Consider the following 13,195-nt stretch of genomic DNA (forward strand, 5'->3'; position numbering starts at 1 on the left):
TTTCTTCGGACACTCTTGGAGGTGCTGCATGGTTGTCGTCAGCTCGTGCCGTGAGGTGTCGGCTTAAGTGCCATAACGAGCGCAACCCTTTTCCTTGGTTGCCATCAGGTAATGCTGGGCACTCCAGGGATACTGCCATCGTAAGATGTGAGGAAGGTGGGGATGACGTCAAATCAGCACGGCCCTTACGTCCGGGGCTACACACGTGTTACAATGGGGGGTACAGAAGGTCGCTACCTGGTGACAGGATGCTAATCTTAAAAACCTCTCTCAGTTCGGATTGGAGTCTGCAACCCGACTCCATGAAGCTGGATTCGCTAGTAATCGCGCATCAGCCATGGCGCGGTGAATACGTTCCCGGGCCTTGTACACACCGCCCGTCAAGCCATGAAAGCCGGGGGTGCCTGAAAGCCGTGACCGCAAGGGTCGGCCTAGGGTAAAACTGGTGATTGGGGCTAAGTCGTAACAAGGTAGCCGTACCGGAAGGTGCGGCTGGAACACCTCCTTTCTGGAAGTTCAGTTACCTGGTTACTTGAATGGAAATAAAAGAAAATGGTACAATTTAGTAGATTGTCACCTATACTTCTCGCAATAGGTTATGATTTTTCCGATTATCTAATCGGGGGGATTAGCTCAGCTGGCTAGAGCGCTTGCATGGCATGCAAGAGGTCATCGGTTCGATTCCGATATTCTCCACTCATTCTACTGCTCAGTCGCAATGATGATAACACATCAAAGCATAATGACAGAGCACGAGATCTTTGACATATTGAACACGCAACAAGTTGATTCTTGTTTCCATCCACCGCAAGGTGAGATGCGAATACAGAGAATCATCCAAGTAACGAAACAAAGGTAAACGAAAGTACAGCTTTAAGTATATTCCCACCTTCTAGTAACGAAAGAATTAGCTAAGACTAACGTCTAAGATCTAATCTCTAACGTCTAAACTAGAATAAGGAAAAGGAAGTAATTAAGGGCGTACGGTGGATGCCTAGGCTCTTACAGGCGATGAAGGACGTGATAAGCTGCGATAAGCTGTGGGTAGGTGCAAATAACCATTGATCCGCAGATTTCCGAATGGGACAACCCAGCAGGTTGAAGACCTGTTATCCCGCAAATGCGGGAGGCTAACGGGGGGAACTGAAACATCTTAGTACCCCTAGGAAAAGAAAATAATAATGATTCCCCTAGTAGTGGCGAGCGAACGGGGAAGAGCCCAAACCATATAGATTTCGGTCTATATGGGGTTGTAGGACCACGACGTTGCAAGAATTACAGTTAGAGGAACGCTTTGGAAAGAGCGACCATAGAGAGTGACAGTCTCGTACTCGACAATCGTATGAAGCATAGTGGTATCCTGAGTAGGGCGGGACACGTGAAATCCTGTCTGAATCCGGCGGGCCCATCCGCCAAGGCTAAATACTCGTAAGAGACCGATAGCGAACCAGTACCGTGAGGGAAAGGTGAAAAGCACCTCTTTTAGAGGAGTGAAAAAGTTCCTGAAACCGTACGCCTACAAGCGGTCGGAGCACCTTATGGTGTGACGGCGTGCCTTTTGCATAATGAACCTACGAGTTACCGTCGTCGGCAAGGTTAAGTGCTATGAAGCACGTAAGCCGAAGCGAAAGCGAGTCTGAATAGGGCGCATAGTCGGCGGTGGTAGACGCGAAACCAAGTGATCTACCCTTGTCCAGGTTGAAGTCCCGGTAACACGGGATGGAGGACCGAACCAATAAGCGTTGAAAAGCTTCTGGATGAGGTGAGGGTAGGAGTGAAAGGCCAATCAAACTTGGAGATAGCTCGTACTCCCCGAAATGCATTTAGGTGCAGCCTCGGGCGTTCCCTGTGTGAGGTAGAGCGACTGATTGGATGCGAGGGCTTCACCGCCTATCAAGTCCAGACAAACTCCGAATGCACACAGGCTAAGCCCGGGAGTGAGGGCGTGGGTGCTAAGGTCCACGCCCGAGAGGAGAAGAATCCTGACCACCGGCTAAGGCCCCGAAATATAGGCTAAGTTAAACTAACGAAGTGTGGTCCCCGTGACAGCTAGGATGTTGGCTTGGAAGCAGCCATTCATTCAAAGAGTGCGTAACAGCTCACTAGTCGAGGGACTGTGCATGGATAATAATCGGGTATAAAGTCTATTGCCGAAGCCGTGGGATATCTATTTGATATCGGTAGGGGAGCATTCATGCGGCCTTGAAGATAGAGGATAACCTCTGTTGGAGCTTCATGAAAAGCAAATGTAGGTATAAGTAACGATAAAGAGTGTGAGATGCACTCTCGCCGAAAGACTAAGGTTTCCAGGGCAACGTTAATCGTCCCTGGGTCAGTCGGGACCTAAGGTTCAACCTAATGGTGATGCCGATGGCAGAAACGGTTAATATTCCGTTACTATCTTTGTTGGCGATGTGGAGACGGAGGAGTGACACTTCCGCGAGCTGACGGAATAGCTCGTTAAAGATTGTAGGTTATGAGGATGGCAGGCAAATCCACCATCTGAGCTGAAAGTCGATAGTATACAGCGTCTTCGGACAATGTAATAGTGAAGGTAATCCTACTCCCGAGAAAATCCGCTAAGCTTAACAGCAAAGATACCCGTACCGTAAACGGACACACGTAGTCGGGTAGAATATACTAAGGCGCTTGGAAGATTCATGGTTAAGGAACTAGGCAAATTGACCCCGTAACTTCGGAATAAGGGGTCCTCACAGCAATGTGAGGCGCAGAGAATCGGCCCAGGCAACTGTTTAACAAAAACACAGGGCTGTGCAAAATCGAAAGATGCAGTATACAGTCTGACACCTGCCCGGTGCTGGAAGGTTAAGAGGAGAGCTTAGACTCCGGTCGAAGGTTTGAATTGAAGCCCCAGTAAACGGCGGCCGTAACTATAACGGTCCTAAGGTAGCGAAATTCCTTGTCGGGTAAGTTCCGACCTGCACGAATGGTGTAATGATCTGGGCACTGTCTCAACCATGATTCCAGTGAAATTGTAGTATCGGTGAAGATGCCGATTACCCGCGATGGGACGAAAAGACCCCGTGAACCTTTACTATAGCTTAACGTTGTAATTGGGCAGTCGATGTGTAGGATAGGTCGGAGGCTATGAAGCAGGCACGCCAGTGTTTGTGGAGCCGCTGTTGAAATACGACCCTTTGGCTGTCTGGTTCCTAACTCTCAGATGAGAGGACCGCGTTTGGTGGGTAGTTTGACTGGGGTGGTCGCCTCCAAAAGCGTAACGGAGGCTTCTAAAGGTGCCCTCAGGCCGATTGGTAACCGGCCGTAGAGTGTAATGGCAAAAGGGCGCTTGACTGAGAGACCTACAAGTCGATCAGGTGCGAAAGCAGAGCATAGTGATCCGGTGGTTCCGTATGGAAGGGCCATCGCTCAAAGGATAAAAGGTACTCCGGGGATAACAGGCTGATCCCTCCCAAGAGCTCATATCGACGGAGTGGTTTGGCACCTCGATGTCGGCTCGTCACATCCTGGGGCTGGAGAAGGTCCCAAGGGTTGGGCTGTTCGCCCATTAAAGTGGCACGCGAGCTGGGTTCAGAACGTCGTGAGACAGTTCGGTCTCTATCTATCGTGGGCGTAGGAAATTTGCGTGGCTCTGACACTAGTACGAGAGGACCGTGTTGGACTGACCTCTGGTTTACCGGTTGTGGCGCCAGCTGCACCGCCGGGTATCTACGTCGGGATCGGATAAGCGCTGAAAGCATCTAAGTGCGAAGCCGGCCACAAGATTAGATTTCCTCATAAGGGTCGTTGTAGACTACAACGTTGATAGGGTGTAGGTGTAAAGACGGTGACGTCAAAGCCGAGCACTACTAATTGCCCGAAACTTCTATTCCTTTGGTGGAATACACTTAAAGCTGCTTTGTTTGCTTGTTTTCTGAATAAGAAGACTAAAGTTAGAGTTACAAGGAGAATGCGAAAGCGTTGCATGTTCAAGAGATATTTCCGGTGGTTATAGCGACGGGGTTCCACCTCTTCCCATTCCGAACAGAGAAGTTAAGCCCGACCGCGCCGATGGTACTGCACACCCGCGGGAGAGTAGGTCGCCGCCATTTTACGAAAGCCCTGAGTTCATTGTGAACTTGGGGCTTTCTTTTTGTTTCTACACTTGCTGATTTTTATTCCTTACACGCTATCCTTTTTTGCAATATCAGTGAAATTGCTCAAAGAGATATACCCTCGAGTTACGGTCTTCCTTTGCTGCTCTTGCGAAACCATAATTGTTTATGGATACTCACGTCGTGCAGGTTTAGGCTTATCGCAGGTTTTGAGGTTGAAAACGTATATACCTTGTAGTTCTCTTAAGCATTTATCTTCGAGAAGTACTTGTTTTCTTTGAGCATTCCTTCTTGTCTCTTCTGTAATTGCCTGTCATTTTTCGCCGTTATTCTTGTTCAAAGCATGAACTTCTTGTTGTTTCTTGAAAATTACTCAGTTTTTTTTTTTTCGTTTCTTTCTTTTTATCTACATTTGCGCTGTGATGTGGATTGGTTTAGTTTAGAAGGTTGTTCGCACCTGCTTGCTTGTGAGACGATTTTGTTTCTATCTCTCGCGCGCAATTTCGTTTCTCACTCACGCAGCTTTATTGCACTTTCGTCCTATTTTATTCCTTTCTCACATCTTTTCGTCTTATATCTTTATACCGTTTATCATTATGCGCGCATTACTTATCGGTTTAGCTTTGGCATTAGGTATAGCAGAAGTACCAGCACAAAGCACGTTTACAGAGTCTTATGGCACTCCTGCATTTGTACAGTCAAAGTATCACTCACTTTCTACCGCTGTTGCCTATCCTGCTAAAGCAACTGTTGATCTTCGTATTGGCAACAATAAGTCGATACAACGTGAGGATCAAAAGGCACGTTTTGTAACTCTTGTAGATCCAGATTCGGTGTATGACGCAACCTATAAGGTATATGCTGCCGCACTTTCAGATTTACGAGTTGAATATATGACTTATAATCAGGCAGATCGTCTGAGTCTTACGCTAAATGGTAAGACATACACTGTTAATTGTATCGATGGAGCTTCTGATGTGTTCCTTAAGAATTTGGTGCATTCCTACAAGTCAACTCCAACAGGAGAAGAGCTGCGCTTGAAGGTGGCAAAGGATTTCCCTTTGACGGCGAAAGATAACTCCAAGTTATGGCTACGGGCAAATAGTGAGTTCGTTTTTACGGTCAATGAGAAATCCACGTTACAAGATACACATGCCGACTTTAGTCAAGCGTATTCCCACATCGCCCCTTGTGTATCAACTGAGCAAAAGGATAAAGCACTCTTTCTTTATGGCTTTTATATGGCATATATGAATGGAACGATGTACGATCCTTCCAACAACATTCGTGCTGCCTTGATAAAGAGTTGTGCCCCCGAGTATTTTAAACCATTTGTTGAAGGATTATGGAATTATGACATCTTCTTGGAAGTGCAAGATTGCGTCGAAGCCTATATGAATTCTCTGTTTATCTCTCCATTGCCCGACGATTCTTTCGAAGTGCGTCTGAAATGGCCAGAGGTAGAGCATAACGGACAACGGACAGAAAGCCAGGAAACACGCATCCGCGTGCATGTTGTTCAGTCAAAGGGCTCATATCAAATCGATTATGTGGAAAATATGAACATCGCTACTGTTGCTGTCCGGTAAACGCTAATGCAATTTTAGCGCCATACTATAACGTAAAGGGCTGATACTTCAACGGAAGTATCAGCCCTTTTTATTTTGAAATAAGCTCTTTTATGGGAAGAGTGATGCACCAGCATCGTTTATCTCACGAAGAGAAGCTCACGATATTTGGGGAGCGTCCACATTTCGTCCTCGACAATCAGTTCAAGTTTGTCGATATGTCGGCGAATCGCGTGAAGATAAGGTTCTACCTCATCGTGATAAGCTACGGCAAGATCGCGCACTGAGGAGAGCTTGTTCACAAACTTGCGCTTGTTCACCATTTCGTCCACAGCATTCACGATGAAGTCCGTGTGCGCATTGATTTTCTCGATGAGCGTCACGTTATAAGCACTCAGTTGCTTTGCCTTTTCTGCAGGGAAAGCGCTGAAAATCTTGCTCACATTGTCCACCAGCACGCTTTGATATTTTGTGGCAACGGGAATAATATGATTCATACAAAGGTCGCCCAGCACGCGGCTTTCGATTTGCACCTTCTTATAATAGATTTCCCATTTAATCTCGTTGCGAGCAGCGAGTTCGTTGCGTGTCATCACGTGCATACGCTCAAACATTTCGATGCTCGATTCATCGAGATAGCGATCGAAGACAATGGGGCAGCTCGTTTCGCAGTCCAAGCCACGGCGGAGCGCCTCCTTCTGCCATTCTTCAGAATAACCATTACCGTCAAACAGAATGGGGCGACAAGCTTTAATGTCTTCGCGGAGAATCGTGAGAATGGCTTTCGTGCGCTCAGTCCCTTGAGCAATCAGCGCATCCACGCGAGTTTTGAAGTCGCACAAAGCCTCTGCCACGGCAGTGTTCAGCACAATCATAGCCGTAGAGCAGTTGGCGCTAGAACCCAGTGCGCGGAATTCAAAGCGGTTACCCACAAAAGCGAAGGGCGAAGTGCGGTTGCGGTCCGTATTGTCTACGAGAATTTCGGGAATCTGTGGGATATCCAGCTTCACCCCTTGTTTTCCACCCATAGCCGTAAGTTCGTCCGAACTAGAATTAGCCACGGTGTCAATCAATTCGCTCAATTCCTTACCTAAGAACGAGGAGATAATGGCAGGAGGAGCCTCATGTCCACCCAGACGGTGTGAGTTTGTTGCACTCATGATACTCGCTTTGAGCAAACCATTGTGACGGTATACACCCACCAAGGTCTCCACGACGAAAGTGAGGAAACGGAGGGTTTCTTCAGGCGTCTTGCCAGGAGAGTGGAGAATCACGCCAGTGTCCGTGGTGAGCGACCAGTTGTTGTGTTTACCACTACCGTTGACGCCTGCAAAAGGTTTTTCGTGCAACAAGCAGCGGAAGCCGTGTTTGCGAGCGATATTGCGCATGAGCGACACGAGCAACATATTGTGGTCCACTGCCAAGTTACATTCTTCGTAGATGGGTGCAAGTTCAAATTGGTTAGGAGCCACTTCGTTGTGGCGGGTCTTGCAGGGAATCCCCAATTCCAGAGCTTGGATTTCCAAATCGCGCATAAATTCTGCCACGCGCTCAGGAATAGCCCCAAAATAGTGGTCTTCCATCTGCTGATTCTTTGCACTATCGTGTCCCATCAGCGTGCGACCGGTGAGCAAAAGGTCAGGGCGAGCGGCATAAAGACCCTCGTCTACCAAAAAATATTCCTGTTCCCAACCCAGATTGGTGGAAACTTTTTGCACATCATCATAGAAATATCGGCAAACTTCCAAAGCCGCTTGGTTCACTGCCGCAAGCGATTTTTTGAGCGGAGCTTTATAGTCCAGCGCTTCACCTGTATAACTGATGAACACGGTAGGAATCATGAGCGTATCGCCGATGATAAACACCGGACTAGCAGGGTCCCAAGCCGTGTAGCCGCGCGCTTCAAAGGTGGAACGAATACCACCGTTGGGGAATGACGAAGCATCAGGCTCTTGTTGCACCAGTAGTTTGCCGGAAAACTCTTCCACCATGCCACCTTTGCCATCGTGTTCCACGAAAGCGTCGTGCTTTTCGGCAGTACCTTCCGTGAGCGGTTGAAACCAGTGTGTGTAGTGTGTCACTCCCATTTCAATAGCCCATTGTTTCATGCCTTGTGCTATCACATTGGCGGTAGGGATGTCGAGGGGAGTGCCGTTGTCAAGTGCCTGCACGTACTGTTGGTAGGTGCGGAGAGGGAGATACTTGCGCATCTTCTCTTGCGTAAAGACATACTTGCCGTAGTATTCTGACGGACGTTCGGCTGGAGCAGCCACAGGCACGGGACGTTTCTTAAACGCCTCTTCGACCACTTTAAATCTCAGTGTGCTCATTCGTGAGGAGTGTGTGAGGGGATAAGGGGGGATGAAGTGATAAAATCACTAGCGAAGTTACGAAAAAATCAAGGTAAAACCCCGTGCGTGTCCTGTTTTCAGGTTATCTTTCCTAGATTAGTAGGCTATTTTTGCAAAATACAATCGTGTTTGCTATTTTGCCTTTGCAGAATGTAATGGAATTTCTAAGGGAGTATCCCAAAGAAATAGAGTTCTTCACATCTCATCTTCTTATCACCATAAGACGATGGGTGAATACATGGAGCAAAGATAACTTTCTTGTAGAACTCGTACACGATAAATCTGCATACGTTCTTGGCACTTTCCACAGAAAAACGTAATTTTGCCTAGGTGCTAGCACATCGGGTGTAGCACAAAACCTCAGGCTGGTTCTGAGCAAGTTCCTCATTGTCTGCCAAGAACCTGCCCTAAATCCTATGATTATGCCACGATTTATTGCTCAAATCTTCAAACCTCTTAAAAAGCTCTTCAAGTCTATGCTCCCTTTCCCCTCTCTTTCTGTTAGCGAATTTGAAGCCTATCTGAAATCCCATCCCGAGGTGCAGTTACTCGATGTGCGCACCCCTGTAGAGTATGCCGAAGGTCACATCCCCGGTAGTACCAATATGGACGTGATGGCTCCCGACTTCTTGCCCAGAGCTCAGACCCAACTCGATGCCAATCTCCCCGTGGCAGTGTATTGTCGCAGTGGAGCGCGCAGCAAACAAGCCGCCATGTTCTTGGCTAGATTAAAATTTCAAGTCACTGATCTCGATTCTGGTTTCCTGGGTTGGGCTGCAAGCGGTCGTCCCGTAGAGCAAGATGACTAATCTCTCCCCAAGTTTACTCCCCTTTGTCCACGATGTGGTAACCGCTCAGCACCTCATGAATCAGTGGGGTGCTGAGCGGCGGCGTTTCTTCTTTGTGCTCAATTATCAGGCTTCGCAAGTCGTGATGATCCCGCTCGAAGAGTGGCACACCGATGCCCTCACGTTTGAGTTTAGAGGTCGTTTGGGAAGCGGATTTTCTCCCATTTCCGCTGGGGATTTTGCGCCTTGTTCTCCTCTCCCTTCGCAAATCGCGTGGGACATCTCTGCTCCCGATTTCAGTGACTACCAGCGAGCGTTTCACATCGTCCAACACCACCTCCATCGAGGTGATAGTTTTTTGACCAACCTCACCTTTGCTGTGCCCGTGCGCACCAATCTCACGTTGGAGCAACTCTACACTGCGGCACGCGCTCCCTACAAACTTCTCTGGAAAGACCATTTTGTCTGCTTTTCGCCCGAGCCCTTTGTGGAAATCACCGAAGGCATCATTCGCACTTTCCCCATGAAAGGCACCATCGATGCCACTTTGCCCCAAGCCGAACAAACCTTGTTGTCCAACGCTAAGGAGCAAGCCGAGCACGCCACCATCGTAGACCTCTTGCGCAACGACCTGAGCCAAATCGCCACGGAGGTGCATGTGGCGCGCTATCGCTATGTCGAAGAGATTCATACCCATCGCGGCGCGTTGCTCCAAACGAGTAGTGAAATCGTGGGACGTCTGCCCGAAAATTATCTCTCTCAACTGGGCGACATTTTGATGCCTCTGCTTCCTGCTGGGAGCATCACCGGTGCCCCCAAGCGCGCCACGGTGCAGAGCATTGCCGAAGCTGAGACCTACGATCGTGACTATTACACTGGCATCATGGGCTGTTTCGATGGCACCTCCCTGCAAAGTGCTGTTATGATTCGTTTTGCCGAACAGCAGTCCGATGGCAGTCTGGTGTTCAAGGCAGGCGGTGGCATCACCACGCGCAGCGATGCCGAAAGCGAATACCAAGAATTGCTCGACAAAGTCTATGCCCCTATCGGATAGCCCCTTTCTTCGTAGAGTATTGTAGAGTATGGGTCCACTGATTTTTTTGCGATTTATCCCCCTCCTTTAAGCAGCATTGTGCGCAATTAGGAGATATACCATAACGAAGCGTTGAACAGAGAGCCCAACGCTTCGTTTGTTTAGTGAGTTGCATGCGGTGTAAGGTAAAAGCAGTCAGCTGTTTTTCCTCACAATTCCTAGCCATCGTCTTAATTAGCAATAAGTACATTACATCATAATAGCATCATTCATAGGGCTATCCTCTTTATCGAAAGAGTCTGCCTTATATTGCACACAGAGCATCAGCATTTCAGAGTCGCCAGTGTTTTTGAAATTGCGCACACCTTTGGGAGCCACGCGCACCACGCTACCTTCTGTGATGGGGAAAAATTCGCCATCCACCTCAAATTCTCCACTTCCCTTCAAGAAGAAATAGAGTTCTTCGTGAGTCTTGTGTGCATGTCGTGCAGCATAGTCTTGACCAGCTGCCAGACTTTGGAAGGAGATTTCAGCACCTGTGGTTTGAAGAGCTTGTCCCAAGAAGGTTTTGCCAGGAATGGTGATCACACCCAGGTCAAGGGCAAAGTCCTTGATTTCGTTCAACTTGCCCACGTTTACTGCTGTGAAGTGGTTGCCTTGATTTTTTACTTCTACTTGTTTAGCCATTTTCTTTGAGTTTTTAGGGTTTTAATTACAAGTGCAAAGGAACAGCATTTGGCGTAATCTCTTTCTACCCTTTATGATATATACTCTGCCATTTTGATAAATCCTCAAGAATTTGTACATTTGTGTCATGAAAACTTCGTCCCTTCCTTTCACCCTCACCACAGTACCCTTCAGCCGCACGCGTTGTGGGGTAGACTTCAATATCGCCGTGGGCGACTATCCCGATCTACAAGGGGCACTCATGGAGCATCCGACCTTCAAGACGGATTATTTTCAGCTTTTCTTTTTCGATAAAGTCAAAGGACACTTGCGATATGGCTTTCAGCAAATCGAGTTAAAAGATCATAGTGTTTTGGTGCTTTCTCCCCATGTGCAACAAGAGTGGCACATCGAAGAAGGAGAGGTTAAGGCGCGTTTCCTATTTTTCCGCCACGACTTTCTCAATATCTATCTGGCAGATCCCTTCTTCACCTATCGTTTGCTCTATTGTCATCAAACAGACTTTGCGCCCATTCTCGACATGAAGCCCGAGAATGAGACAGAGTATGTGCAAGTATTGGAGCGCATTCAGCAAGAGTTGGTGAATCCAGTGGGCGATAGTTATCACATCATGGTGTCGTTGTTGCACTATCTTCTCATCTTGCTCAATCGGCAATATGCCACTTCTTATGACCTTCCCTTTGCAGCTCCTAAGAATTATCATGCTTATGAGTTCAAACAACTCCTCGAACAGCACATTCGCACGCATCAGCAGGTGGCAGACTATGCCGATATGCTTCGCATCAGTCGCGTGACCCTCAATGCAGCAGTGCAAGCGCAGTATGGACAAACGGCCACTCACCTCTTGAAAAAACGCTTGTTGGCAGAAATCAAAAACGAGATTCTATTTACCAATAAGACAGCCAGCGAACTAGCCTACGAGTTTCATTTTTCAGAACCTGGTCACTTTATGCGCTTTTTCAAGAAGCAGACGGGGCAAACCATCACTGAATTTAAGGAGGAATATAAGGGACATCACATCGCCACCGCCTTGTGAACGGGCGTCTCCATATTTTCCTATTAGTCTTTTCGTAGGAAATGCAACGTATTGCCGACCTTTGCAAAATCGTTCGACATCTTCAAAATTTTCTCCCACGTTTTTTGAAAAAACTCCGACGTTTTTTGGAAAATCTCCGACGTTTTTTGGAAAAACTCCCACGTTTTTTTTCTCCCTTCGTAAGGATAACAAAATAGTATGCTGATGTTCGACAAACTCTTCCATGAATCCTTGGCTTATTTGCCCGATTTTCAGGTGGATGCAGCACATTTAGATCTGCCCAGTGAGTTGGTAGAGACTATGTGTCTCACAGATGGAGCAGTGGTGCGCTTGCCTTTTCATTTGGCTCGCATGCAAGCGGCTTGTCAAGCCTTAGGGTGGCGAGATGTTAGTGAGGATTTGCCCGAACTCTGGGTGGCAACTTCAGCACAAATGCCCGAAGATTGTCGTCAAGGGCGCACGATGGCGCGCATTGTCTATGGAGCAGAGGGCATTCGCTCCATCACCTTCCAGAGTTATGCCCCACGGTTGGTACGCTCGCTCCGTCTGGTGGTGGCAGACCATGTGGACTACGCGCTCAAATCTACCGATCGCAAGGTCATCACGGAGTGTTTTGACCAACGAAACGGTTGTGATGATGTGCTGATGGTGCGAGATCATTTGCTCACAGACACGTCGATTGCCAACATTGCCTTGTGGCACGAACAGCACAATCGGTGGTACACACCTGCGCGTCCTTTGCTTCGCGGTACGCATCGGGCAGCTCTCCTGCGCGCTGGCACTATCCATGAAGACACCGCGCTGACCCTCGATCGTCTTTCGGAGTTTTCCCGCATCCGACTGTTCAATGCCATGCTAGCGTGGGGAGAAATCGAACTTCCCATGGTAGCCCTCCTTCCTCCCACAACCCATTAAATCTCAGTTTATCCCATGACCGAAAAAGAAAAAATGCTTGCAGGGCACATCTACGATGCTTGCAACCCTGAAATTCTTAGTGAACTTTTTACCACTCAAGATGCCGTCTTTGAGTACAATCAGATTCGCCCTACCGACCGTGCCCAACGCACGGAAAAAATCAAGCAAATTTTAGGCAAGACGGGCGAAAGAGTGATTGTCAATCAGCCTTTTCACTGCGACTATGGCAGTCATATTTCCGTGGGCGAAGACTTCTTTGCCAACTTTAATCTCACAGTGCTCGACGAAGCTCCCGTCACCATTGGCGACAACTGTTTCATCGGACCTAATGTCGGGCTTTACACAGCTTGTCATCCCACTGATCCCGTGGCGCGGAACTCCCGACAGGAGTGGGCAGAACCCATCACCATCGGTCACAATGTGTGGATTGGTGGGGGAGTCACCGTCTTGCCCGGTGTCACCATTGGAGACAATGTAACCATCGGTGCAGGAAGTGTGGTGGCGAAGGACATTCCCAGCAACTGCGTGGCGGTGGGCAATCCTTGTCGTCCGGTGAAATGTCTCAAGGAGAGTGAGCAGGCTTAGCGATAATGTCTTAGGACACTACAACTTTATGAAAATAGCGACACTGCACTAGAGAATTTCTCTGTGTAGTGTCGCTGTTTTGTTGAGAAATGGGGAAGTGATTGGAAGGAAAACGCGCAGTTCGCTGTTGAATCTGTGCCCCATCTCTTGGTTATA

Annotated in this window: 8 protein-coding genes, 1 tRNA gene, 2 rRNA genes and 3 other annotated features; of the genes, 9 read left to right on the forward strand and 2 right to left on the reverse strand. The window is 48.1% G+C overall.

The genetic code is table 11. The features are described from left to right. The first annotated feature begins 19 nt into the window (after positions 1-19). Positions 20-185 (forward strand) — a sequence feature (16S ribosomal RNA rRNA prediction is too short). A 27-nt stretch (positions 186-212) separates the two neighbouring features. After that, positions 213-308: a sequence feature (16S ribosomal RNA rRNA prediction is too short), on the forward strand. Positions 309-371: 63 nt separating this feature from the next. Further along, positions 372-495 (forward strand) — a sequence feature (16S ribosomal RNA rRNA prediction is too short). 127 nt (positions 496-622) lie between these two features. The 4 genes from BQ2633_RS10375 to BQ2633_RS10390 all read left to right on the forward strand — a co-directional run bounded on the left by BQ2633_RS10375 (position 623) and on the right by BQ2633_RS10390 (position 5,665). Further along, positions 623-696, forward strand: a tRNA-Ala gene (locus tag BQ2633_RS10375). Positions 697-963: 267 nt separating this feature from the next. Next, positions 964-3,853, forward strand: a 23S ribosomal RNA gene (locus BQ2633_RS10380). A 109-nt stretch (positions 3,854-3,962) separates the two neighbouring features. Then, positions 3,963-4,073 (forward strand): 5S ribosomal RNA (gene rrf / locus BQ2633_RS10385). Between the two features lie 599 nt (positions 4,074-4,672). Then, positions 4,673-5,665 carry a hypothetical protein gene (locus tag BQ2633_RS10390; RefSeq protein WP_075566931.1) on the forward strand — a complete coding sequence of 331 codons (993 nt, stop codon included), beginning with the start codon at positions 4,673-4,675 and terminating at the stop codon, positions 5,663-5,665. A 119-nt stretch (positions 5,666-5,784) separates the two neighbouring features. Here the strand turns inward: BQ2633_RS10390 and BQ2633_RS10395 are convergent, their stop codons facing one another. Continuing rightward, the gene (locus tag BQ2633_RS10395) at positions 5,785-7,974 is read right to left on the reverse strand and encodes a glutamine synthetase III family protein (RefSeq protein ID WP_075566932.1); all 2,190 of its coding nucleotides are present in this window, start codon (positions 7,972-7,974) and stop codon (positions 5,785-5,787) included. A 443-nt stretch (positions 7,975-8,417) separates the two neighbouring features. On the opposite strand from BQ2633_RS10395, the gene BQ2633_RS10400 reads away from it, so the two are divergent. Further along, a complete protein-coding gene (locus tag BQ2633_RS10400; RefSeq protein ID WP_075566933.1) occupies positions 8,418-8,804 on the forward strand; it encodes a rhodanese-like domain-containing protein in 387 nt (128 codons plus the stop codon). Next, complete coding sequence (locus BQ2633_RS10405) at positions 8,797-9,837, forward strand: aminodeoxychorismate synthase component I (RefSeq protein WP_083234034.1); 1,041 nt, start codon at positions 8,797-8,799, stop codon at positions 9,835-9,837. Before BQ2633_RS10400 ends, BQ2633_RS10405 begins: the two co-directional genes overlap by 8 nt. Before the next feature lie 228 nt (positions 9,838-10,065). Here BQ2633_RS10405 and BQ2633_RS10410 read toward each other — a convergent pair whose 3' ends face one another. After that, complete coding sequence (locus tag BQ2633_RS10410; protein ID WP_075566934.1) at positions 10,066-10,503, reverse strand: cupin domain-containing protein; 438 nt, start codon at positions 10,501-10,503, stop codon at positions 10,066-10,068. 127 nt (positions 10,504-10,630) lie between these two features. On the opposite strand from BQ2633_RS10410, the gene BQ2633_RS10415 reads away from it, so the two are divergent. From BQ2633_RS10415 to BQ2633_RS10430, 3 genes are all read left to right on the forward strand, one after another. Continuing rightward, positions 10,631-11,539, forward strand: a complete 909-nt coding sequence (locus BQ2633_RS10415; RefSeq protein ID WP_075566935.1) for a helix-turn-helix domain-containing protein — start codon at positions 10,631-10,633, stop codon at positions 11,537-11,539. Between the two features lie 198 nt (positions 11,540-11,737). Continuing rightward, a complete protein-coding gene (locus BQ2633_RS10425; protein ID WP_083234035.1) occupies positions 11,738-12,454 on the forward strand; it encodes an aminotransferase class IV in 717 nt (238 codons plus the stop codon). Positions 12,455-12,469: 15 nt separating this feature from the next. Then, positions 12,470-13,039 carry a sugar O-acetyltransferase gene (locus tag BQ2633_RS10430; RefSeq protein WP_075566937.1) on the forward strand — a complete coding sequence of 190 codons (570 nt, stop codon included), beginning with the start codon at positions 12,470-12,472 and terminating at the stop codon, positions 13,037-13,039. Positions 13,040-13,195: the final 156 nt, after the last annotated feature.

The sequence above is a fragment of the Ihuprevotella massiliensis genome, from assembly GCA_900095835.1.
GTDB classification, from domain to species: Bacteria; Bacteroidota; Bacteroidia; order Bacteroidales; family Bacteroidaceae; genus Alloprevotella; species Alloprevotella massiliensis.